Annotated in this window: 12 protein-coding genes; 1 reads left to right on the top strand and 11 read right to left on the bottom strand. The window is 58.0% G+C overall.

What is annotated here, in order from left to right:
• Window positions 1–13 precede the first annotated feature (13 nt).
• The 7 genes from rpsU to MKY96_RS04450 form a co-directional block, all read right to left on the bottom strand.
• On the bottom strand, window positions 14–187 hold the full coding sequence (rpsU, locus tag MKY96_RS04480) for a 30S ribosomal protein S21 (protein WP_005547957.1): 174 nt from the start codon (window positions 185–187) through the stop codon (window positions 14–16).
• A gap of 142 nt (window positions 188–329) precedes the next feature.
• On the bottom strand, window positions 330–689 hold the full coding sequence (locus tag MKY96_RS04475) for a histidine triad nucleotide-binding protein (RefSeq protein WP_076075810.1): 360 nt from the start codon (window positions 687–689) through the stop codon (window positions 330–332).
• Between the two features lie 797 nt (window positions 690–1,486).
• Window positions 1,487–5,179, bottom strand: a complete 3,693-nt coding sequence (locus tag MKY96_RS04470; protein WP_340938859.1) for an SMC family ATPase — start codon at window positions 5,177–5,179, stop codon at window positions 1,487–1,489.
• A gap of 1 nt (window position 5,180) precedes the next feature.
• A complete protein-coding gene (locus tag MKY96_RS04465; RefSeq protein ID WP_340938858.1) occupies window positions 5,181–6,362 on the bottom strand; it encodes an exonuclease SbcCD subunit D in 1,182 nt (393 codons plus the stop codon).
• A 371-nt stretch (window positions 6,363–6,733) separates the two neighbouring features.
• Window positions 6,734–10,915, bottom strand: coding sequence for a UvrD-helicase domain-containing protein (locus MKY96_RS04460; protein WP_340938857.1), 4,182 nt, complete (start codon window positions 10,913–10,915; stop codon window positions 6,734–6,736).
• Window positions 10,912–14,472 (bottom strand): helicase-exonuclease AddAB subunit AddB, encoded by a 3,561-nt coding sequence (addB, locus tag MKY96_RS04455; protein WP_340938856.1) that lies wholly within the window; start codon window positions 14,470–14,472, stop codon window positions 10,912–10,914. The genes MKY96_RS04460 and addB overlap by 4 nt, the downstream gene beginning before the upstream one ends.
• A gap of 314 nt (window positions 14,473–14,786) precedes the next feature.
• Window positions 14,787–16,190 carry a class I SAM-dependent rRNA methyltransferase gene (locus MKY96_RS04450; protein ID WP_340938855.1) on the bottom strand — a complete coding sequence of 468 codons (1,404 nt, stop codon included), beginning with the start codon at window positions 16,188–16,190 and terminating at the stop codon, window positions 14,787–14,789.
• 100 nt (window positions 16,191–16,290) lie between these two features.
• On the opposite strand from MKY96_RS04450, the gene MKY96_RS04445 reads away from it, so the two are divergent.
• Window positions 16,291–17,280 carry a Na/Pi cotransporter family protein gene (locus tag MKY96_RS04445; RefSeq protein WP_340938854.1) on the top strand — a complete coding sequence of 330 codons (990 nt, stop codon included), beginning with the start codon at window positions 16,291–16,293 and terminating at the stop codon, window positions 17,278–17,280.
• Window positions 17,281–17,433: 153 nt separating this feature from the next.
• Here MKY96_RS04445 and MKY96_RS04440 read toward each other — a convergent pair whose 3' ends face one another.
• From MKY96_RS04440 to MKY96_RS04425, 4 genes are all read right to left on the bottom strand, one after another.
• Window positions 17,434–18,309 carry an Rpn family recombination-promoting nuclease/putative transposase gene (locus MKY96_RS04440; RefSeq protein WP_340944438.1) on the bottom strand — a complete coding sequence of 292 codons (876 nt, stop codon included), beginning with the start codon at window positions 18,307–18,309 and terminating at the stop codon, window positions 17,434–17,436.
• Between the two features lie 235 nt (window positions 18,310–18,544).
• Window positions 18,545–20,773 carry an Ig-like domain-containing protein gene (locus tag MKY96_RS04435; RefSeq protein ID WP_340938853.1) on the bottom strand — a complete coding sequence of 743 codons (2,229 nt, stop codon included), beginning with the start codon at window positions 20,771–20,773 and terminating at the stop codon, window positions 18,545–18,547.
• A gap of 229 nt (window positions 20,774–21,002) precedes the next feature.
• Entirely contained in the window at window positions 21,003–22,352 is a 1,350-nt protein-coding gene (mtaB, locus tag MKY96_RS04430; protein WP_340938852.1) for a tRNA (N(6)-L-threonylcarbamoyladenosine(37)-C(2))-methylthiotransferase MtaB, read from the bottom strand.
• Between the two features lie 3 nt (window positions 22,353–22,355).
• Window positions 22,356–23,120, bottom strand: a complete 765-nt coding sequence (locus tag MKY96_RS04425; protein ID WP_340938851.1) for an RsmE family RNA methyltransferase — start codon at window positions 23,118–23,120, stop codon at window positions 22,356–22,358.
• Window positions 23,121–23,129 lie beyond the last annotated feature (9 nt).

Raw genomic sequence — 23,129 nt, 5'->3', positions numbered from 1 at the left:
GTGGGTAATCCTCCTAAAACTTTCTCTTACGAGCAGCCTCAGACTTCTTCTTGCGCTTTACGCTTGGCTTCTCATAATGCTTGCGTTTCTTCACCTCAGCCAAGACACCATCCTTAGCAATGGAACGTTTAAAGCGACGAAGTGCAGCATCAATTGTCTCGTTTTTGCGAACTTTCGTTTCAGACACCAGTTTTCCCTCCCTCCGACCAGACCGTCCAAGAGCATAACAACACGGTTCATCACCTTTCATTATAGGTCAAACCTAAATAAGGTGTCAACCTTCGCGTTATTCTTTTTTCAGCCGGGCTGTACATAGTTGCATTGCTTACTTAGGCATGAGAACTGGAGTTCCCCGTAAGGGCACCAAGCTTGGCTCCGCCCAGCAGATGATAATGCAGATGCGGCACTGCCATCCCGCTGTCCGGACCGCAATTATTAATCAGCCGGTAGCCGGTATCGGCAATTCCGAGCTCTGCGGCAAGCTGCTGTGCTACGGCATGAATCTCGCCAATCAGCGGCAGATCCTCAGGCGTAACCTCGTTCATGGAAGCGATGTATTTCTTCGGGATAATCAGCACATGCACAGGGGCGGCAGGCTCAATATCGTGGAACGCCAGAATCCGCTCATTCTCGAACACCTTTTTGGACGGGATTACACCTTCGATAATTTTGCTGAATACAGTTTCCATACCACGCTTCCTCCCAAAAAATTTGTAATGCAGAAGCTTGCATCCGGCACTTTCCGCAGCACAGGCTGAGATAACAGACACGAACGTAACTCTTATTCGTGCAACGGCCACCCGCCACTCACAGGCGATGATCCGTCAATACAGCTAGAGCTCTGCGGGGCGCACACGCCTCAAGATCATCGGGCTTCCGGCCTGATCGGCTTCGCGACAAATTTCAATTTATGGAACTAATCATACAGGAATTTGAGCAAATACGAAAGGCGGAAGGCTATATTCTGGTAAAACCAGATGTTTGGGGCGGCTTATGCTGGGATGGTAAGGGAAACTGGGCGGGCTGTGATGTGTTGTGGGGAACAGGGGTGGAGGGTGGATGATCACGATAACAGGGGGTGTAGGGAGGGCGGACTGTATTATAACAGGGTGGGCGGCACAATGTGTTCGGTTTTTCGTCTACATTCGATTCGGGAAAACCTTCATTAGCACAATTGGCCCTCTAACCCTTCGCTGTAGCATAATGTGTTCGGTTTTCCGCAAACATTTTGTTCGATTGTCTTTAAGGAGGGTGCTCCCTCTTTGGGGTACGACCGTTGCTAATTTTGAGCGTGGACCCAAAAAAAGACAAAAAAAAGGAAACACCCTTCACAGCTCATCTGAGCTGCTTCGGCGGCGGACGTATGAGAAGGAGTTCATTCCCTGTCATACGTCCGCCGAGGTGTTTCAAATAATGTCGGCTTAGCTGTATTATAACAGGGGGTTGGAGGTGTATCTGTGATTCTCATCACAACCAACCCCGGCTTTCACATTTTTTCCAAAAGAATGGTTGAACCCCCGCCGCCCTGCTCTGCAGGAACCACGATCAGCTTACGCGGCAGGCGGGCCCGAAGCTCAGGAACATGGCTGATAATGCCCACAGACAATTGGTCATTATGCAGTCTCTCCAGTGAAGTGATGACGGTGTCGAGCAGATCCGGGTCCAGGGTGCCAAAGCCCTCATCCAGGAAAAAGAATTGCAGCGGGTATTGTCCGCGCAGCTGAATCTGGGCTGACAGGGCAAGCGCCAGCGACAGGGAGGTCAGGAAGGTCTCTCCCCCGGATAACGTGGACACTGGACGTCTAACGCCGCCGTTCCCGTCATCCCGGATGACGAAGCCCCCGCCTGAATCCACCTCCAATGCGTAACGCTGCTTGCTCAGAAACCGTAGACGCTGTGACGCAGCCTGGCATACCTGCATAAGCTGCTCCTCTGCAATATACTCCACAAAGGCATTGCCGCGCAGTACGGTCTGCAGCTTGGATAGACGCTCCTGCATCGCCGCATGACCGGCCCGCTTGTCCTCCAGCTCTACCCAGCGGATATGGCGCTGCTGCAGATCCTCCAGATCCCGCTCTGCCCGTGCACGGGCCTGAAGCGAGGCTTCATCATCCTCTTTGCACCTCAGCAGCGTATCCTGGCTCTCCTGCCATTCTTCACTGCTGAGCACAGCTCCAGCCAGCTTGTCTTCAATACCCCGCAGCTGCAGCAGGCACTCCGCCTCTTCTTCGCGGTAGGACTTCACCCGCTCAGCGGCCTGCGCCCGTTCTCCAGCCTCCAGCGAAGAGGCCTCGACCTCTGCGGCTGAAGCGAACGGCGAAGACTGCAGACTCTCCTCCCAATGGGCGGAGGCAGCGGTATAATGCTCCTGCGCCGATTCTGCCGCCTGGCGGGCTACCGCAGCTTCACGGGTCTGCTGCTGCGCCTTGTCCGCTGCCCGGCGGTGTTCCTGCCGGCTGCGTTCCAGCGCAGTCTGCAGCTCCAGCAATCTGCGTTCACATGCGGCCAGCAGTTCCCCGGCAGGCTGGCCGCCGGTCCCTTCGCGCAGGCGCTGCTCTTTATCACGGGCAAGCGCCTCTTTGCCTTCAAGCTGCGCATCCCACTGCGCCAGCTCCTTGTCCAGCCCGGCCAGCTGCTCGTTCAGCGTCTGTACGGCGAGGCTTTTCTCGTCCAGGAACTTGACGCTGATCTCCAGCCGGCTGCGGATCTCCTCGGCGCGTTCATCCTTGCCAAGCATATCCTGATACGTTCTCTCCGCTTCCTCCGGGGCAAGCTGCGGGAAGAGACGGCTCCATTCTTCCCTTAGCTTGCTGGCTGAAACAGCCAGCTCCTCTGCCTTGGCAGACAGCCCCTGCAGCCAGGTCTTCTCCGCTTCGGCACCTGCCGCTTCCTTGTGATACACCTGCTCCAGCTCCTGCAGGGAACGCTGCCAGTCAGCGGCCGCACGGCGCAGCTCTGCGGAGCGTCCTCGCAGCGCGGCCAGCTGCTCATTCAAGGCAGACAACTGGCCATTCAGCGCAGATAGGGCTTGTTCATCCGGGAGGTGCGAGGGTGCCTGGGAGTCGGGAGACTCCGGGGCCGAGGTGCTTAAAGAATCAGGTTCGGCGTGGAAGCCGGAACTGTCCAGAGAGTCAGATGCTGTATAAGAGCCGGAACTGCTTGGGAACTTGGAAGCCTCAAGAGACTCCGAAGTGTTTAAGGAATCTGAAGCGGCGTGGGACTCGGAATTGCTGAGAGTGACAGATCCGGCATCCGAACCGGAACTGCTTGAGAGCTTGGGTGCGGGTGCGGCGTAGGAAGTAATGCTTGCCGTCTTGTCCGCAGCCGGCTCTGCCCCGGCGGCGCCAGCGGCGGACTGGTACAGCGCCTCTTCGGACGCGGCTCCCGCTAGCCCAGCAAGCCACGAGCTGTCCTGCTCCAGCAGGCTGCGCAGCAGATGGCGCGTCTCCAGCGCCTGCCGGGCCTGAGCGCGGACATGGCGGAGCCTGTTGTCCTGCTCCTCAGAGTCCCCCTGCTTCTGAACAAGCGCAGGAGAGGGGTGATGCTCACTGCCGCATACCGGGCAGGGAACCCCTTCCTGGAGTTCACCGGCGAGTGCCTGCGAGAGCCGGTGAACCTCCTGCTCCTTCAGCGCAGCCTCCAGCGCGCTGATATGCCCCTCCAGGCGGCCGGCAGCGTCTCCCGCTGCCCCTTCGGCCGTCCGCAGCTCTTCCAGGTGCAGGGCGGCAGCGGCAAGCAGCTCCCCGCGCCCGGCCTCCAGCGCCTGCCGCCGGGACCCGGCGGCAGCCAGCCGCGCTTCCGCCGCTGCGAGCACCGCCGCACGGCCCTGGCGCTCACGTTCTGCCGATTCCCGCTGGGCCTCGGCAGAACGCAGCCCCTGCAGTCTCTGCATGGCTTCCTGCAGAGACTGCCGCTCCTGGGAGCGGACCGCCAGCGGCTGCAGGCTCTGCTGCAGCTCGTGCTGTTTCTTTTGGCCACGGGCCAAAAGCTCACGCTCCCGGGCCAGGCTCTCCCGCCCGGCGGCTAAGGACCGGGCGGCTTCCTCGCGGCGCGCCTGCAGCGCCGCCCGCTCGCTGTGCAGTGCGCCGAGCTCGGCCTCCAGCTCGAGCGCGCGCCGGTACCGGCCCTCCTCCTCGCGGAGGGCCGGCTCGCCTGCGGACAGCGCGGCCTGGGCCGCTGCTTCCGCTTCTGCCCCAGCTGCCGCCTCCTGCACGGCGGCGGCAGCCAAGGCCTCAAGGCCCCCGGCGCGTGCCGCCCGGGCCTTCCAGGCCTCCTCCGCGCTGCGCCAGGCCTTAAGCGCAGGCAATCTGCGCTCGGCCTCGTCCGCCTTGCCGAGCTTCTGCTCCAGGAGGAGGATCTGCTCCTCCTGGGCCAGCAGGGCCTGCCGCTGCGACTCGCGGCGGGCCCGTTCCTCCTGCAGCTCGCGGATGCGGGCGAAGCGCTCGGCGCGCTCCGCAGCCTCAGTGAGCCGCCCCCGGCAATCCGCTGCATGACGGACCGCCTCCTGCACACGGACGGCGGCCGCTTCCACATCTGCCTTGCCCGCGCTGCCCAGCCCCTGCTGCTCGGCCTCCAGAGCGCGCAGTGCCGCCTCGTTCTCCTTGACGCGGCGGCTCAGCTTCAGTGCCAGCCCGTCGCCGTACTGCTCCAGATGGAACAGACGCTGGAGCATCTGCCTGCGGTCCACCCCCCGCAGCGACAGGAACTCGGCGAATTTGCCCTGCGGCAGCACAACGGCCCGGGTGAAATCGTCCATCTTCAGCCCGATGTGCTCCTCGACACAGCGCGTAACCTCCGCCAGCTTATCGGCCATCACAAGATCCCCGTCCGCCTTGACCTCGATGAACCGGCTGATCGTATTGCTGACCGACTGCTCCCCGGTGCGTTTGAACTTCCGTTCCACGCGGTAGCGGCGCGCCCCGGAAGAGGAGTTCAGCTCGAAGGTGAAGGCCACGCTGAGTTGGTCCTCGGAATGGTTCATAATCCCCTGGGTTCCGTTCACGGCGCGCTCCACTTTGCCGTACATCGCCAGTGTAATCGCGTCCAGCAGACTGGATTTGCCGCTGCCTGTCGGACCGAAGATTCCGAACAGCCCCGTCTCGGTCAGACTCGCAAAATCAATCTCCTGCTGCGCCCGGTAGCTCTGCAGCCCGGATAATTTCAATAATATCGGCTTCAAATCAGTTCTCCTCCCCTTCCGCAGCTTCGTGCCGCTCTTCTTCCGCCAGCTCCAGGAACAGCTCAATCAGGCTGTCATCCGGCTCCGCACCGCCGGTCTGGCGCTGATAGAACCTGCGGAACAGCTCCTGTACCGGCATGCGGGAGCGGGACATCTCTTCCAGCTCCTGCTCCATCTGCGGATAGATTGGCCGGATATGGACGATGCCTTCCCGTGACTTGCGCAGCCGCTGGATATCATTCATGGACATGGCTTCGGTTAAGCGCAGCTCCAGATCAATGAATGCTCCTTCATCCCTGCCCTCATCCAGCCAACCGTAGACCTCCTGCAATCCGCCCGCAGACTTCCAGTTCACCAGCGGACGCCCGCAGGAGAGATAGATCTCCTCGAACACCGGCTCCCCGCCGGGTGCGACATCAATCATGGCCACCGACTTGGCCTGGCCTGCTTCTGAGAAGCTGTAAGCCAGCGGAGAGCCGCTGTAGCGGATCATCCCGTCGCCCTTGACCCGCTGGGCGCGGTGAAGATGCCCAAGTGCGGTATATTGCGCGCCGCAAGAGAGTGCCGAAGGATCAACGGTATAAGCGCCGCCGACCTGGATCGGCCGTTCGGAGTCACTCTCCACGCCGCCCAGCACATAGATATGGCTCATCGCCAGATTGACGGTCTGCGGGGTGAACTCGCGTCCCAGCAGATTCATCAGCCGCCCCACCCGGGCGCTGTAAGCCAGCCTCAGCTCAGCCTCTCCGCTGTCTCCGGCAAGCAGTTCGCCCAGCCGGGCTTCGGAGGGGTAAGGGAGCGCAGCGATTTTGGCAACCTCGCCGGTTCTGACCGCATGCACCGTGACCGGTTCCGAAGTCGGCATTCCGACGAGCGTAATCCCCTGTCTGCGGACAAGCGGAGACACGGAAGCTACGCGCTCCGGCTGGTCGTGATTGCCCGAAATAACCACCAGCGGACGGCCGCCTGCCGTCAGTCTGGCCGCCGCGTCATAGAACAGCTGCTCCGCCGCAGCCGGAGGATTGACCGAATCATAGACATCCCCCGCCATCAGAATCAGATCCGCCCCGGAGGAGTCGGCTATCCTAACCAGCTCATCCACGAACTGCTCCTGCTCCTTCTGCCGGCTTCGGCCCTCCAGCGTCCGCCCCAGATGCCAGTCTCCCGTATGCAATATACGCATTTCCGCCCTCTTTTCCCCGCCTGTCTGCGGCTATCATAGATTCATATAATAGATTGAACAATCGACCAGTAATCCTGCACAGAATACAACATTCCTATTCCAATATGTGGCCCTATTCCGGAAGTGTTGCAAGAAAAGCAGCATTTCCCCCGTCCAGTCCGATATAAGGAGCTATTCTTGTATTTCATGCAGCAATCCGGTCCAATACGCGGCAATGTCTACATTCAAGCTGCAATATTTACAACATTTCGCATCTTATAGTCCAGCCGCTAACGATCACCGAGCCGAATGTATGAGCAGGTATGAATTAGCCTAAATCACCGCTTAGCACACCTATATCCGCCGCAATTATCGCATCATTTCCCCGCCAATCACAATCTCACAGCATGTCCGCCGTCGAAAAAGTACAGCCATACCTCGCTGACCGGCTCGCCCAGAATATCCAGCAGCGCCTTGCTGTACAGCTCCAGCTGGAAACGGTATTTGTCCGACAGTTGTGTAAGCCCGTCTCCGTGCGGAGGGATATGATCTGTTTTGTAATCGAGCAGAATCAGCCGCCCCTCTTCCCGGAACAGGCAGTCTATCACCCCTTGAATCAGTACCGTCTCTGCAAAATCACCGCCACCGCGTTCATCCGCAAGTCCGGCAGCCGCTTCATCCAAATAGTCAAGCCCCCGGTAGGCTTCACCGGCTGGCATCGTGTAGCTGAAGGGCTGCTCTCTGGTCTTCCAGGCAGAGTGGAAGAGTCTGTGGCCCAGCTCACTCCGGCAGAACTGCCCGACTTCCTCCAGCACCACCGCATCTGCCTGTTCCCTGCTAAGGATAGCAAGCCTTACAAGACGCTCAAGCGTAGCCTCCAGCACAGACCGGTCTACCGGCTCATCCAGGGGAATATGCTGCATCACCGTATGGTAAGCCGTTCCACGCTCTGCAGGGGTAAGTCCCCGCTTTTCCATGAATTTCGGCCGCTGGAGATGCAGGCTGTCCCTATACCCGCGTTCATTCCGTTCGTCCGGAATGCCCGGTAGCTTCCGCACCTCCAGCTGGTCGTAAGACGGCTGCTCCTGCATCGACAATAACCCCTTGAGCTCGGTGACCGAGGTCTTAGCAGGAATGCTTGAAGCTGCCGCATACCGGTAAGTCCAGCCCAGTCTCTCCGCAATCTCCGCAGCAGCCGGGGTCTCAGGTGTTGACACCGCCCTGCCCCTGCGGAGCGCCTCCAGAATTACCCGGCGTTGCTCGCTCTTGTCCTGATCGTCATCCCCTGCAAAAAAAGCGCCCGGGCTAAGCTCCGCTGCACCAGTCACCGTAATGCTCCAGTTCGACTCATCGCCATGCAGCACCGTGGATACCGGTCCCTCACTGCCTGCCAGCTTGCGCAGAATAGCAGCGGCAGGGTGGCGGATCAACGCCGGTCCCACCCAGTCCAGATAGCTGCGGCCCCGGGCCAGCAAGTGATCCGCCAGCAGCAGCTCCTCGCGGCCCTGCATCGCTGCCCAGCCGGAAGCCGTGCGCGGCAGATCCCTGACCGTACCGACCAGAATCATTTTGTCGCGCGGACGGGTCAGTCCGACGTAGAGCACGCGCATCTCCTCAGCGAGCAGCTCCAGCCGCGAACGGCGGTTAATCGCCAGATAGGGCAGTGTCGGGTAGCTGACCCGGGTCTCCCGCTCCACGAAACGCGGCCCGAAGCCAAGCTCCTTATGCATCAGGAACGGAGAGTGGAGGTCCTGACGGTTGAACATTTTTGCCATCCCTGCCAGGAAGACAACTGGGAACTCCAGACCCTTGGACTTGTGGATCGTCATAATTCTGACGCCCCCGGCCTCCTCGCTGCTTCCTCCGGCAACCCCCAGATCGCCGCCGTTCTCTCTCAGCCGTGAGATGAACACCAGGAAGCGGAATAGCCCTCTGGCAGAGGTCTCGTTCTCGAATTGAACAGCCCGGTCATACAGCGCCTTCAGATTGTTCTGGCGCTGAAAGCCTCCGGGAAGACCCCCGACCCACTCCAGATACCCGCTCTCCCGGTAGATCCTCCAGATCAGCTCGCTTAAGCTTCCTTGCCGGGCAGCATTTCTCCAGTTCTCTAGCCTATCCAGGAAGGACTTAAGCTTACGCTGCAGCGTAAGCGGAATATCCCGCAGCGCCGCCGAAGCATCGGTTCCGTCTATACCTTCCTGTACACCCTCATTTCCTGACGATGGCGTAAGCTCTGACGCGGCGGCTGTCTCTCCGGCTGTGTCACCGGTACCGGCATCCTGCCCCGCCAGCAGCGCAGACTCCCGGAACAGGTCCGGCTGATTGTCCAGCAGTGCTTCCCCTGCTTCAGAGGCCGCAACCAGCGCATCGTAGAACGTCCCTCTGCTGCACAGCCGCACCTTCGCCAGCTCCTCCTCGCGAAGGTTCACTACCGGTGAGCGCAGCACTCCGGCCAGGGGAATGTCCTGGCGGGGATTATCGACAATCTGCAGCAGGGAGAGGGCAATCTCCACCTCCGTAGCCTGAAAATACCCCTTGTTCTGGTCCCCGTACGCCGGAATGCCTTCACCCCGCAGCTCCTCAATCATCAGCGGCGTCCATACCCGGGCCGAACGCAGCAGAATGACAATGTCGCCGTATACTACGGGACGCATGATCCGCAGTCCTTTATCATAGATCAGCAGCGGCTCACCGCCGGTCATTCCCGTCATCTGTGAGATACGCCGGGCAATGGCCCGTGCTTCCAGCTGCGCAGTCTCACTCTCGGCAGCCTCCAGCTCCAGAAGGGGCAACTCATCGCCCTCTGCCGCTTCGTCCGCCGGAACCGTCGCAGAGGCTCCCTTGTCGATCAGCAGCAGCTCCGGCGCAAAATAAGTATCCGGACCTTTCTCCGCAGCTCCCGGGAAATTCGCTCCGTACACCAGCTCTGCCCGCTCATCATAACTGATCTCTGCGACATTGCTGTCCATGATCTGCCGGAAGACCATATTCACCGCATTCACCACTTCCAGCCTGCTGCGGAAATTGCGGGCCAGATCGATGACGAGACCCTCTTCCCGTTCCTCCTGTCCCGGATCAGCCCCCGCCCGGCCATCTGCCTCACCGGCATGCAGGGTTCTACCTGCACTGTCTCCGTAGGACGGATCGTTGCTGAACCTACGGTATTTGTCCAGGAACAGGCCCGGCTCCGCCAGGCGGAACCGGTATATACTCTGCTTCATATCCCCGACCATGAAACGGTTGCCGGGGAATTCCCGGGAGATCAGCCGGACAATCTCCTCTTGCACACTGTTAGTATCCTGATATTCATCCAGCAGCACTTCGTCGAACTGGCTGCGGTACTCCATCGCCGCATCCGACGGCAGCGAATGCCCCGGCTGCGAGTCCGGATGGCGCAGAATCTGCAGGCAGTAATGCTCCAGATCACTGAAGTCCACCAGCCCCCGGCCCGCCTTCTCCAGCCGGTAGCGCTCACCGAACGTGATTACAGTCTCCGCCAGCTCCTGCATCAGCGGAGCCGCCGTATGAAGCTCATCCAGGAAGGATTCCGCCGGACGGCCGAACAGGGATTTTTGCAGCTCCAATAGGCTCTTCTTCACCTGATCCCGGATCGCCTTCACGCTCTCCTGAAGCAGAGGGTCGGTGGCATCCTTCTTGCAGGGCTTCAGCTTCCCGAAGGAGATCTCCATGAAAATATCATACAATCCGGCCCAGGGCTGTGAGTCCACTGCGTCCAGCAGACCTTGCGCCATCTCCAGATCGGCTGTGAGATTCTCCGCATAGGGTGCAGGACCGCCTGGCTGAAGCGCGATGTCACGCCCCTGCTCCAGCTGGCTGACCGCCCCCTTCAGCGTCAGCCTGGCTTCGGCGAGAATGCTCTGCACCCAAGGCGTATGGCTCAGAGCCTCAGCATCCGGGAGCGCAAAGTCGGCTGCGGTATCCCGCAGCCACTGCGCGGGCCAGGGATGGCTGCGCGCGAAATCATGCAGCCGCTGAATCAGCGAATGCACCGCGTCATCACTCCGTTCACCGCTGAACCAGTCTGCGAGCTGTACGAACAGGGTATCTTCCCCGTCCTCGGCTACCTCACCGTATTTCTCCTCGAGCAGCTCTTCCAGCAGCTCCTGGCGCATCATCTCCGCCTCATGCTCATTCAGAATACGGAAGCCGGGATCGATTGGAATCATCTGGTAATACCTGCGGATTACTTCAAGGCAGAAGGAATGCAGCGTGGTAATAGAGGCTCTTCCCAGGAGAGCCAGCTGGCGGCGCAGATATTCGTTCCCGCCTTCACTGTCCTCCTCCAGCTTGCGCTCCAGCGCTTCCCGGATACGCTGGCGCATCTCGGAAGCGGCAGCCTTGGTGAATGTTGCCACCAGCAGCCTATCCACGCTGAAGCCCGCTTCCTCATTGCTGATTTTGCGGATAATCCGCTCGACGAGAACCGCCGTTTTGCCGGAACCAGCTGCCGCCGCCACGAGAATATCGCTGCCGCTCTCGGCAATGGCGCGCCACTGGTCGTCACTCCACAGACTGCCTTCCGGCTTCGTTTCGGGTACAGGTCTTGTGCTCACAGCTTCTCTCCTCCTTTGCGGGACAGCAGATCCCAGATCACTTCTTTGCCCGGCTTACTTAGAATATTATAACTATTGCCATCCACCGCTTCATCGAACTGGCAGACGGGACGGAAGGAGCAGAAGGTACAGGCCGTTTCCTGCTGGATGCGGTAAGGCTGTATCGCCACATCCCCCTCCGTAATGCTGGTCCCGATCTCCGAGATCGTGCTGCGCACCGAGGACCGCAGCTGCTCCCACTGTTCTGGGGTAGCTACAGATGCGCTGCTGTAGAAGCTGCCGTCACTCTTCAGCGCTACCGGAACAATAGAGGAATACCCTTTGTCTAGGGTGGTATCCATCAGCGATACTACCTCACGGTCGGCGGTCAGCAGGCCCTTCATCTTGAAGCGCTTCATCAGCTCCTGCTCCGCCTGTTCCCGGTTCATTCCGTTGGCTGAGGTCAGAAGCGGATCATGAACGTGGAAATAGAGCGCCCCGGCAGGCAGTGCTGCCTGGCCGAGCCATTGCTCGGAATAGGTCAGCAGCACATCAAGGTAAGTTAACATCTGCAGCGACAATCCATAGTAGACCTCATGCAGCTTGAGGTCCTTCTGGCTTGATTTGTAGTCGATCACTCGAAGCAGAATCCCCTGTTCCCCTTCCGCTTTATCCACCCGGTCAATCCGGCCGACCACCTCCATGACACAGCCGTTCGGCAGTGTAATTCTCAGCGGAGGCAGCTCCTGTCCCGGGCCGAAATCCAGCTCCAGCCCGACCGGCTCGAAGCTCCCGCGCCGCGAATGCTCCCCGAGGATGACCGAAGCGCGGCCGACAATATTCTTCAGCTTGCGCGAGATATAGCCGTAGCGCTTGCTGCTCATCAGAATCTCTCCCTGTAACAGTGGTGACAGCTTATCCACTGTCGCCCCTGCCTCACGGCGGCATTCCTCCGCAGTCATGCTGCCCCAGCTGCGGCCTTGCTCCTGCAGCCGCTTTGCCATTTCACTAAGGGCCGCATGGAAAAGCTGCCCGATATCCGGAGCCTGGAGCTTATAGAGCTGGCGCTCCTTCAGCCTCAGCCCGTAGGAAGCGAAATGAGAGAAGGAGCAGGCAACGAACCGCTCCATCCGTGACACGCTGCCGCGCAGCGTAGAGCCGCCATACAGGCGCAGGCTGGTCTCCTTCTTCAGCCGTATGCCTTCATTTCGGTAGAACAGCGAGCCGAGCAGCCGCTCCAGCTTCAGCTTCATGGACAGATCCGCATGGCGGTATTCCGCTGCCTGATCACCCGCAGGCTTGTCTGCGCCCTGCTCCGCCGCAAACCAGTTATAGACCTCCCACCACATGCCGGGTATCTCTGCCCCTTGACGCCACTGGCGGAGCTGAAGCAGCAACATGCGGAGCGTCTGCTCAGGATGGCCGATGAAGTCCATATGGACAGCATCGTCATCATTGCCGCTCTGCGGGAAGCCGGAGAGGAATTGTTCATCTAACTGCTGCGGGAACATTCCCTGCAGCTGGCGGATGACCTCCGAAGGCAGCAGCGCCTTCCCCTCATCGTCAGCTACAGCATAGCTGATCCACAGCTTCCTGCTGGCCGTCGTAAGCGCATTGTAGATCAGGAAGCGCTCATCCAGCAGCTTCCGGGAGGAGCCCGGCGCAAGCTCCATCCCGGACTTCTCCAGCAGGAGGCGTTCCCCTTCGGAAAGAATGCCGTCTTCCTTGAACTGCGCCGGCACCACTCCTTCGTTGAAACCGAGCAGGAAGGCATACTTCACCCCCGACACCCGGGTACGGTCCATCGTACCTACCAGCACCTGGTCAAGTGCCGGCGGGACGAGCCCCATCTTAAGCTCAGCCAGCCCGGTCTCCAGCACCCCGGCGAACAGGCTGAATTCTATCCGTTCCTTGCCCATCATCTCGGCAATCTGGTCCAGCAGACCCAGAACAGCGCCCCAGAGCTGGCTATGCTCCCGGGCGGCTTCCGGGCGGCCTTGCTTCAGAGACTCCGCTCCCATCCCTTCGAGCTTCCGTGCCGCTTCCGTATCCTCCAGCAGCAGATATACCGCCCGGCATAGCTCCAGACCGCTGCGGCTGGCTTTGATTCTCTGCTCAAATGCCTGCAGCGGTTCCGCAACCGCCTTCCGGCAGGCCTCCATCCTTGCCAGCATCGCTTCATCTACAGCTTCACTGCCCTCCAGCGAGAGGCGCGGAATCCCCTTCCAGGAGCGCCCGTTCGTCCAGCGGGAGCCGTGAATGCCGCAGGCCAGCACGTAGTTCTCCAGCTCATCCATATGGGCGCGGGTAATGCTTCCGTCCAGCGGCAGCAGCAGCTCTGTCTTCACGCAGCGGAACACATCCTCATAACGCCAGCGGCGGCGGACGACATCCAGGGCCGAGCGGATGAATTCCACCAGCGGATGATGCAGCTCACTTAGCTTCTGGTCCAGGAAGAACGGAACGCCGAAGTCCTGAAATAACGGGGCAATCAGCGGCTCATAATCAGCCATATTACGCATGAATACCGCCATTTCCCCATATTTGGCTCCCGATTCTCTGGCCAGGGCCTGCATCTCGCGCAGCACGCCCTCCACCTCGGTGCGGCGTGAAGCCCCAGCCCGGATGCTGATAGCTTCCTTCACCTGTTCAGCCGGTCCTGTCCAGGGATGCCGGCGCTGTAGTCCGCGCTCCAGATGCGCGAGTACCGGACTGTCCTTGAACCTTGGCAGGACGGGCGGAGCCAGCAGTTCATCCCACACGGTAAGTCCCATCTCTTCTGCTAATCCCCGCAGCTTAATGTAAGTAACCGCCGCCGGATGGAACAGCTCCAGTTCATGCGGGGCACCGCCCGGCGGATAGATCCGGTCCAGTGTAAGCGCAATGGTCATGGTGTCCGCGTACTGCATCAGCTCACGCAAGACGATGAATTCCTGGTTGCTAAAGCCGTGGAAGCCGTCCACCCAGATCTCGGCGCCGCGGATATAGGCAGAGTCCGCAATATGCTCAGCCAGTTCGGCCAGTCTGTCCTCTTCATCTATATAGAGCTGTGACATCTCCTGGTCCAGCTCACTGAAGACGAGATGCAGATCATCCAGCTTCCCGGCCAGAATAGGGCTGCCCAGCGTGGCATCCCGCATTCTGCCGATCTGCTCCTCCAGGTCTCCGGCTCCAAGACAGCAGCGCTTAAGCTCCGTGTGCAGACTGCTGAGCCGCTCCACAAATCCCGGCCGGTCCGAGGAAGCCCCGAACAGCTTCAGCTCCTCCTTGCGCTTGCTTATAATCTTGTAGATCAGCATCTTCTTGCCTTCTTCACTGATTGGCAGACTTGCGCTGCCGCCGGTCTCCTGCTTCACCCGGTAGGCAAGCCGCGAGAAGCTGAGCGTCTGGGCGCGCAGACTTCCCTTCACGCCGCCCGCCGCCAGCAGTCCCCGTTCCGCTCCGAACGATCCCTGCTCGGGAACAAGTATAATGATTGGGGCCCCCAGCGGCTCTGCCTTCAGCCTGGAGGACACCCGCTCCCATATTGTAGTCGTCTTGCCGCTGCCCGAGCGGCCGATGATGAAGTTAACCGTCATTTCAGCAGACTCCTTCCGTTGAACCCTGGCACTCAATGCAATACCAGAATCTATGAAACTTCTCGTCTCAATAGTATAGCATACCTCCATCGCACGCTCCAGAACGTACGTTTGCCATTGTTTGCAAATACACAAATAAAAGACTCTCCCGGAGCCGCGCAAACGGCAGACGGAAAAGTCTGAATAAACTCATCAGCTATCGCAGCTATTCTGGTTTTGAACCACCTTTTAACTATACCAAAATGCATCAAAAAAGAGCCTCTATAAAAGAGACTCTTCCCGCAAAACCGGCTGGCCCGCCGGATCTGACACTTCTATTTACTCCGCACCTCAAAGATGGCGAACTTCAGATAATGCCCCTCGTCCACGCCGAGAATCTGCGGATGATCCTTGCCTGCGGCCCGCCATTCGATCAGCCTCAGCACCTTGCCGGCATCCTTGGCCGCCTCCATGATCGTGTCCAGGAACAGCTGCGGCTGCATGTGGTATGAACAGCTGGCCGTGACCAGATATCCGCCGTCATTCACCAGCTTCATGCCCTGCAGATTGATGTCCTTGTAGCCGCGTACAGCCCCTGCGACTGCACTTTTGGTCTTAGCAAAAGCAGGCGGGTCCAGAATCACGACATCCCATGTGCGTCCGCCCCCGGCGGTCATCGGCTTCGCGGTGTCCGCCTTGGCAACCGGCTTGCTGCCGTTTTTTCCTTCCGCCGCTGCGCCGCTTGTAGCCCGCTCGGTCCGTTCCTCCTGCCCCTTGACCTGATTACGCAGGAAGGCAAATGCATCATCTACCACGAATTCCACCCGGTCACTGAATCCGTTGATCTCCACATTGGCCTTAGCACTCTCGATGGCATGCGCAGACACATCCAGGCAGGTTACCTTCTTGGCACCATACTTGCAGGCATGCAGTGTGAAGCTTCCAGTATGCGCAAAGCATTCCAGCACAGTTGCCCCATCCCAGTAAGGGAATGTAACAGGCTTGCCGCTTTTATTGACCGGCAGTGTCTGGATGGAACCATCCTCGGCAGCTACGCTCTGCAGTGTAATTCCGCTGCGCCCGCCCCAGCCCTTCATCAGCGGGGCAATCGATGCCCTGTTCTCCCGCTGATCGAAGAAGTAACCGGTCTTCTGCCCCTCTTCAATATCAACGATGACCTTCAGCCCGTTCTCACTTACGGTAATGTGGCGCGGACATTCGCCGTAGAGCACGCCCGTGGTCTGTTCCAACCCCTCCAGCTCCCGCACACTGACATCGCTGCGCTCGTAGATGCCACGCGGCGCCATCACCTGCACCAGCGCCTCCACAATCTCAGAGCGGTGCTGATCCATAGCCAGTGTCAGCAGCTGCACTACAAGGACTTCACCGAAGCGGTCAATGATCAGCCCCGGCAGGAAATCCGCTTCCCCATAGACCAGACGGTAAGCGTCCGCCCCCGGCAGGAAGCGTTCCCTGTGCCGCAGACAGTCCGCGAACCGCTGTGCAAAAAACGCCGTGTCCATTGCCGCCAGCTTATGCTGCGACAGAATTCTCACCCGGATCTGCGAAGCCGGATTATAATACCCGGTAGCCAAGTACCGCCCCTGATTTGTCAGAACATCCACCAGTCCGCCTGCCTGCGGCTCTCCGTCTACAGATGCTACTTCACTGGCATAGACCCATGGATGGCCCTGCTCCAGTCTTTTTTTACGGTTGCGTTCCAGAATTACTGATGCCAATACCTTCAACTCCCTATTCTTGTTGCCAGATTAATATACATGTCCTATGCCTGGCGTTCATATATTGGTACAACCCCCGTTCAAAAAGGAGCCTGTCCTTATGATCCGTGAACTGCTATTCCCTATCCTCTACGGTCTTGTCATATTCCTCGCCGGGATGAAGGTGATGGAAGCCTCGCTGTCGCGGCTGGCCGGTCCGCTGCTGAATCGCAGCCTGCACAAGGCTACCTCCACACCGGCCAAAGGCCTGATCGTCAGCGCCCTGCTGTCGGCGCTGCTGCAGAGCAGCACCGCTGTAACGGTGCTGACCATCGGCATGGTCAATGCCGGGCTGCTGACCTATGCCCGCACGCTCGGCATTATTCTCGGCAGCAACATCGGCACCTGCCTGACCACGGAGCTGATCAGCCTGCAGATCAGCACGCTGGCCGCGCCGCTGCTGATCGCGGCGCTCTGCCTGTGGGCCGCCGCCGTGATGGCCGGCGAGCTGGCCCCGCAGTCCTGGCGGCTGCTTGAGGCCTGCCGCCGGATCTCGGGACCGCTGCAGTTCATCTGCCTCGCGGTCACCGGCTTCGCGCTCATCCTGTGGGGCATCGCGGTCATGCAATCCATCGGCCCCGCCCTGGAAGGCAGCGCCCTGTTCCGCTGGTTTCTCGGACATGCCGCAACCAGCGCACTTTGGGGGCTGGCCGCCGGGGCTGTGCTGACGGCGATGGTGCACAGCAGCGCCGCAGTCATCGGCATGGCGATGGGCCTCGCCGCCAGCGGCGTGATGCCGCCTGCGCTTGGCATCGCCATCGTCCTCGGTGCGAACATCGGCACCTGCGTCACTGCCGTCATTGCCGCCATCGGCAGTACGCCTTCCGGCGTATTCGTCGCCTGGTCGCATGTCACGCTGAATGTCGGCGGCGCCTTGCTCTTCCTGCCCTTCACCCAGCCGCTGCAAGCCCTGTCCGCCTCGATCGGCGGCGGACCTGCCGCCCAGCTCGCCCATGCCCAGACTATTTTCAACGTCGTCTGTTCGCTTGGGGTACTGCCGTTATGCTATCTGCCCGTCTGGTCCAAGCTGGAGCAGCGGCTGCAGTCCTGAGTCTTCCAAGAATCGTAATCGCAGTCCCCATTATACTTCAAATCCATCCTGCAGTACTAATCCAATCTGCAAGGGAAGTATAATAAACAAAGTGAGTGATTTACGCAACCCATAGAAAAAAAGACCTAGGGCACTATCACCCCAGGTCTATATTTACATCAGCTTCTTAATCTTATCCAGTGGCAATTCAACGGCCTCGGATACCGCTTCCGGAGAAAATCCATTAAGCAGCAATTTACGGATGAGCTCCGCCTGACCTTCTTCTTTTCCTTCAGCTTTCCCTTCCGCTTTGCCCTCTTCGTATCCCCAACGCTTCCAGGCTGGCATCAATTCCATAATGACTTCTCCCTCCTCCGGGTAATGATCAATTAATTCTCTTAGAATCTCCTCATCCTGTGTCCGGTCCGGCTTAAAATACAAATCCGCCACTGACATAATCAGTGCCAGCCGTCCCTGATCCAATCGTGTCCTGAGCTTAATGAACATACGCAGGAATTCCCGCCGTACTTCTCTCGTCTCTCTTGTAGTATAACCCATCTTCGCCAATAACGCAGCAGCCACTGCATTGTCTGAGTCGATGAACCGCCGCCAGTTCTGCTTACGCAGCTCCACCTTAAGGAACTGGAAGCGCAGAATGGAATGCTCCGGAATTGACATCTCCAGCGTGTCCGGCTCTTCCCGGACCTCATCTGAGGTAAAGATCGCAATCGGAATAATCAGCTTATGGTCTTTGCGGTAGCGCTCGAATAGACGGCTGAAGTAAATAAACATTCTCTCATGGAATGCGGTATCCCTATACGATTGCGGTTCCAGGTGAATTAGGATATAACCGTCCAGCCCTTTGTAGCGGGTCTCCAGCAGCAAATCCAGCTCACGCGCTTCTTCGCCTACAATATCTACCAATAACTCCTGCATTAAAAACCGGGTCTCACTATAGTCCAGCATGGCATGCAGTTCAGGAAAAAATAACTCTATGAATTCTTCAAAGAACGTCTCCAGCAGCTTTTTGAAAGCTTCATCATGTGGTATAGAAATATGTTTCGCCTCCTGTTATAGGTTTGAGCTTGTACTAATGTGATTATATTCCATTTATTTGGGATTGTATATAATAAAAGGAACATACATTCGCTTCTAAATGTGATATCCCTACCTTATTAACTTTGTGCATTCCGATTCCTCACCATAAACAAAAAACCTGCACACCATCCAAATGGACGTATGTACAGGTCTTCTTGTAGCCGCTCAAACCGCCAGCAGCTCTGCGCTATTTCACACTAACAGATACCGAGACGGTCTTGGTACCCAGTTTTCCTTTAATAGATGCGCTCCCCTTACTGACTGCTGTAATCTGCCCGGCAGCATTCACCTTGGCGACAGCAGGCTTGGAGCTGGTCCAGGCCACGCTTCCTGTGACAACTGCAGTGCGGCCGGTATCATACAGCGCGGTTACCACTACGTTTTTGCCTGCGCCTGGTGCAAGACTCAGCCGGTTCTCACTGACCGTAAGCTTCATTAGCTTGGGAACAACCGTAATCTTTACCGTCGCCTGAATGCCCTGGTAGGAACCGGTCAGGGTAGTTGTCCCCTCAGCCACTGCTTTAACGGAGGTTCCCTTAATTGTAGCCACAGCAGGATTCGAGGATTCCCAGTTCATTGCCCCCGAGAAGTTGGCAGATTTGCCGTTTGAAAAATATCCGGTAGCCTTGATGGACTTGGACGCCTTGATATTCATTTCCAGCGTCGCCGGCTCCACCACCAGCTTCACGACCTTCTGTTCAATCGTTACCGGAACACTGATGGTCTTGTTGGAGTAGGTTCCCTTCAGGGTTGCCGTACCTTTGACCAGTCCCTTGATGGTCTTGGCGGAAGTTGTCTGTTTAAGAACGGCATTGCTGCCGCTCAGCTCCCACTTAATGCTTCCCGATACATCCAGCTCGTCGCCATTCTCCAGCACAGCCTGGACAGCGGGCAGCGGCAGCTCTTCACCGATCACTACGCCCAGAGCAGCATCGGGTCCGATCAGGACCAGCACTTTATTCTGAACTGTAACATTAAACTGAACTGTCTTGGAGCGGATTGCCGCAGCCGAAGCAGAGGTCACTTCACCCGTCTTGAGCTTCCCGGTCAGGATCGCTGTGCCTGCCTTGCCGCCGACAAACTTCCCGTCCTTGATGGACACAATCTCTTCATTCGCAGAGGTCCATTCCATCTCATCGCTAATGTCCAGCTTGGTTCCGTCATACTTGGTTCCGTTCACCTTCGGCAGGCTAACCGCATCCGCCGTGTATATTTCCTGCTCCGTCTTCTCCAGGCCCAGCACAGTCAAGGTTGGATAGACGGTGATCTTGAAGCTTTTGCTGATGCCCAGATAGCTGGCCTTAATGATTGAAGTTCCTACCGCTTTACCCGTAACAGTGGCATAAGCGTTGCCTGCATCCGCCGTATTGGCAGTTACTGTAGCATTCATCAGGTTATCCGAGGTCCAGACGGCGGACGCCGTTTCGTTCGAGGTTGAATTGACGGCATTCCGCATTGCTGCGGTTACATTCAGACTCTCCCCCAGGAAAAGCGACTGGTCGCCGGAAGGCGTCAGCAGAAGCGCTTCATAAGGCGCACGCACATACACATCCACCGACTGGGTGACGCCCAGGTAGCTTGCGGTAATAACCGTTTTACCCACGCCCAGGATGGTAATCTCGCCGTCCTTAACAGTAGCTACGCTCTCGCTGGAGCTGCTCCATTCCACCTCATTGCCCAAGGTGATCTCCTGACTTGCCGAAGTGGCTTTGGTCTTGGCGGTCAGCTTGACCGGGTTGTCGCCAACCAGCATTTCCATTTCCTTGACAATGGTGTCTTTCACATCTTTCAATACAATAGCTGCATAAGGAAGCTCTACTACCGCTTTGATCGTTTCGGTTAATCCCTTGTACTTGGCGGTAATGGTAGCCTTACCTTCACCGACCAGAGTAATCTTACCTGCAGTAATGGTCAGCACGCCCGTATTCGAGCTGCTCCATTCCGTGTCCTTCGTGACATCCTTCTCCGCAGTGGCCGATGTTCCGCCGATGGCAGTGGCCGTAACAGACAGCAATTTCTCTTTGTCGCCTAATTTATAGCTGCCCTCTGTGCTGCGGGTCAATTTCAGTTCCTTGAAGGCATGGGTGACCGACACCTCTACAGAAGCTATAGCATTATTGTAGGTTGCTGTGATCATCGCCGTTCCTGCACTTACCGGTTTAAGCTGGCCGTTCAGTACCGTGACCACTTCCTGCTTGGAGGAAGTCCATGTCGCGGCTGCCGTCACATCCCGTTTGGATGCGGAGCCCTCCACATTGGCATATACCTTAAGCTGCTTCGGCGACTGGCCCACAGTGAGCTCAACCTTGGCTGCGCTGTCGAATTCAATAGAGATAGTGTCTCCAGCAGCGGCAAAGACGTTTACCGGAAAAGCGGCTACAACGAGCAGTATCATAATGAGGAGCGTTTTTGTCATTTTCCTGTACACGGTCATCTGTTCTCTCCTTAGACGGTCTGATTATCGGTGGACTTTTTTCCCACTCTCTTCCACTATATCGACAACTCCGGCCCAAGTCTTTACCCCATTTTCAGTATTTCACGATTCCCGGGCAAATTCAGGTCTTTGTAACTATAGAATCCGTACTTATGAAAAAAGGATGTCTCCCTGCCAGCAGTGGCCCGGAAGACATCCGTATACGTCTGTTCTAGCGGACGCTTTCGCGCAGTCCAGCTGCCGTCCGGCTAACACTAACAAGCTCGCCGCGGCATTCATTCACGCCGGCTTCGGTTATCTTCACCTGGCACAGCTCGCCCTGCAGCGAATCGTCGCCGTCAAACAGCACCTGGAGATAGTTGTCGCTGAAGCCATGCTGTATACTGCGACTCGCCGAGCCTTTGGCCGCCCGCTCCGGGATCACGGATAACGTCTTGCCGACGAACCGCCGGGCATAAGCTAGCTGCATTTCTTCAGAGAGGTCAATCAGCTCCTGCACACGCGCATTCTTGATCTCCTCATCGACCTGATTGAGCATCCGTGCAGCCGGGGTTCCGGTCCGTTTGGAATACGGGAAGACATGCATCTCCGAATAGTTGACCGCCTTCATGAAATCATAGCCTGCCCGGAACATCTCATCCGTCTCGCCTGGGAAGCCGACGATCACATCAGTTGTGATCCCCACATCCGGCATAGCCTCTCGGATCAGCTGCATTTTGGCAAAATACTCTTCCGTGGTATACTTCCGGCGCATCGCCTTCAGCACCTCGTTATGGCCCGCCTGAAGCGGGATATGCAGATGGCGGCACATCTTGGTGCTGCGGTTCAGCACCTCCAGCAGCTTCTCATCAATCTGGCTCGCTTCAATGGAGCTGATGCGAACACGTTCCAGCCCGTCCACCTTATCCAGCTCCCAGAGCAGGTCAGCGAGGCGGTAGTTGTCCAGATCATCCCCGTACCCGCCGGTATGGATGCCGGTCAGCACGAATTCTTTGTATCCGGCCTCCACCAGCTGATGCGCCTGGGCGACAATCGATTTCGGATCACGGCTGCGCGACAGACCGCGCGACCAAGGAATGATGCAGAAGGTGCAGAAGTTGTTGCAGCCGTCCTGAATCTTCATGAACGCCCGCGTCCGGTCAGCGAACCCGGGCACATCCATCTCCTCGAACTCACGTGTCTTCATAATGTTGCGGACCGCATTCACCGGCTGGCGCGACTCCTGAATATTCTTCACATGTGTCATAATCTGTTCACGGTCCTGGTTGCCGATCACCAGATCGACTCCGGGAATATCGAGAATCTCTCCAGGTGAGGTCTGCGCGTAGCAGCCGGTAACCGCTACGATGGCGTCAGGATTGCGGCGGACCGCCCGGCGGATCATCTGCCGGCTTTTTTTGTCCCCCGTATTGGTCACTGTACAGGTGTTAATCAGATAGACATCGGCGGAACCCTCGAAATCTACTTGCTCATATCCATCATTCTTAAATAGCTGCCAGATGGCCTCGGTATCATAGAAATTAACTTTGCAGCCCAGTGTATAAAAAGCTACAGATGGCATGGTTTAAGCTCCTCCCATTTCTCCGGATTCATATAAAATGCAGGCGGCGGCAACCATGCCTGCGGTTTCACAGCGCAAAATACGAGGCCCCAGCCCGACAGAGACGGCTCCGGCTTCCTCAGCCAGCCGGCATTCCTCCGTACTGAAGCCGCCCTCCGGCCCTACAACTATCATCACTTTAGCCGCAGCCTCCTGCGGAAGCGATGCCAGCCATGGCGCGGCTGCGCTGCGGAGCTGGAGGCCCTCTTCCTTCTCATAGCAGAAATAGACGGCATCATAGCCGCTGAAGCTCTGAAGCAGCTGCTTCCAGCTGAGCGGCGAATGCACCTGCGGAACAATATTCCGGTGCGCCTGTTCGGCAGCCTCCTTACAGATTTTGCGCCAGCGCTCTACCCGCTTACTCTCCTTGCGCTCATCGTACTGCACAATCGTCCGCTCTGAGAGGAACGGCGTGAAGGCTACAGCCCCGATCTCCGTGCATTTCTGAATGACTGTCTCCAGCTTGTCCCCTTTGGGGAGGCTCTGGGCGACAGTAATCTGAATGCGCGCTTCATGGGTCATGGCCAGAGGCTCCAGTATGCTTACGGTGACGAGGCCGATCTCTATGTCAGCAATCTCGGCCAGCGCCTCGCGGGACACCCCGTCGCTGACGATCAGCTTGTCCCCGGCCTTGCCGCGCATGACCTTGGCGATATGGCGGGCGTCTTCACCGTCAATGCTAACCTTGTCTTGTCCGAACTGTGCCGGAGTTACGAAATAACGCTGCATCTCTCAACC

The organism is Paenibacillus sp. FSL R7-0302 (assembly GCF_038006885.1).
GTDB lineage: Bacteria > Bacillota > Bacilli > Paenibacillales > Paenibacillaceae > Paenibacillus_AQ.
The sequence above is the reverse complement of the archived record's forward strand: the minus strand, read 5'-3'. Positions and strand labels throughout refer to the sequence as shown.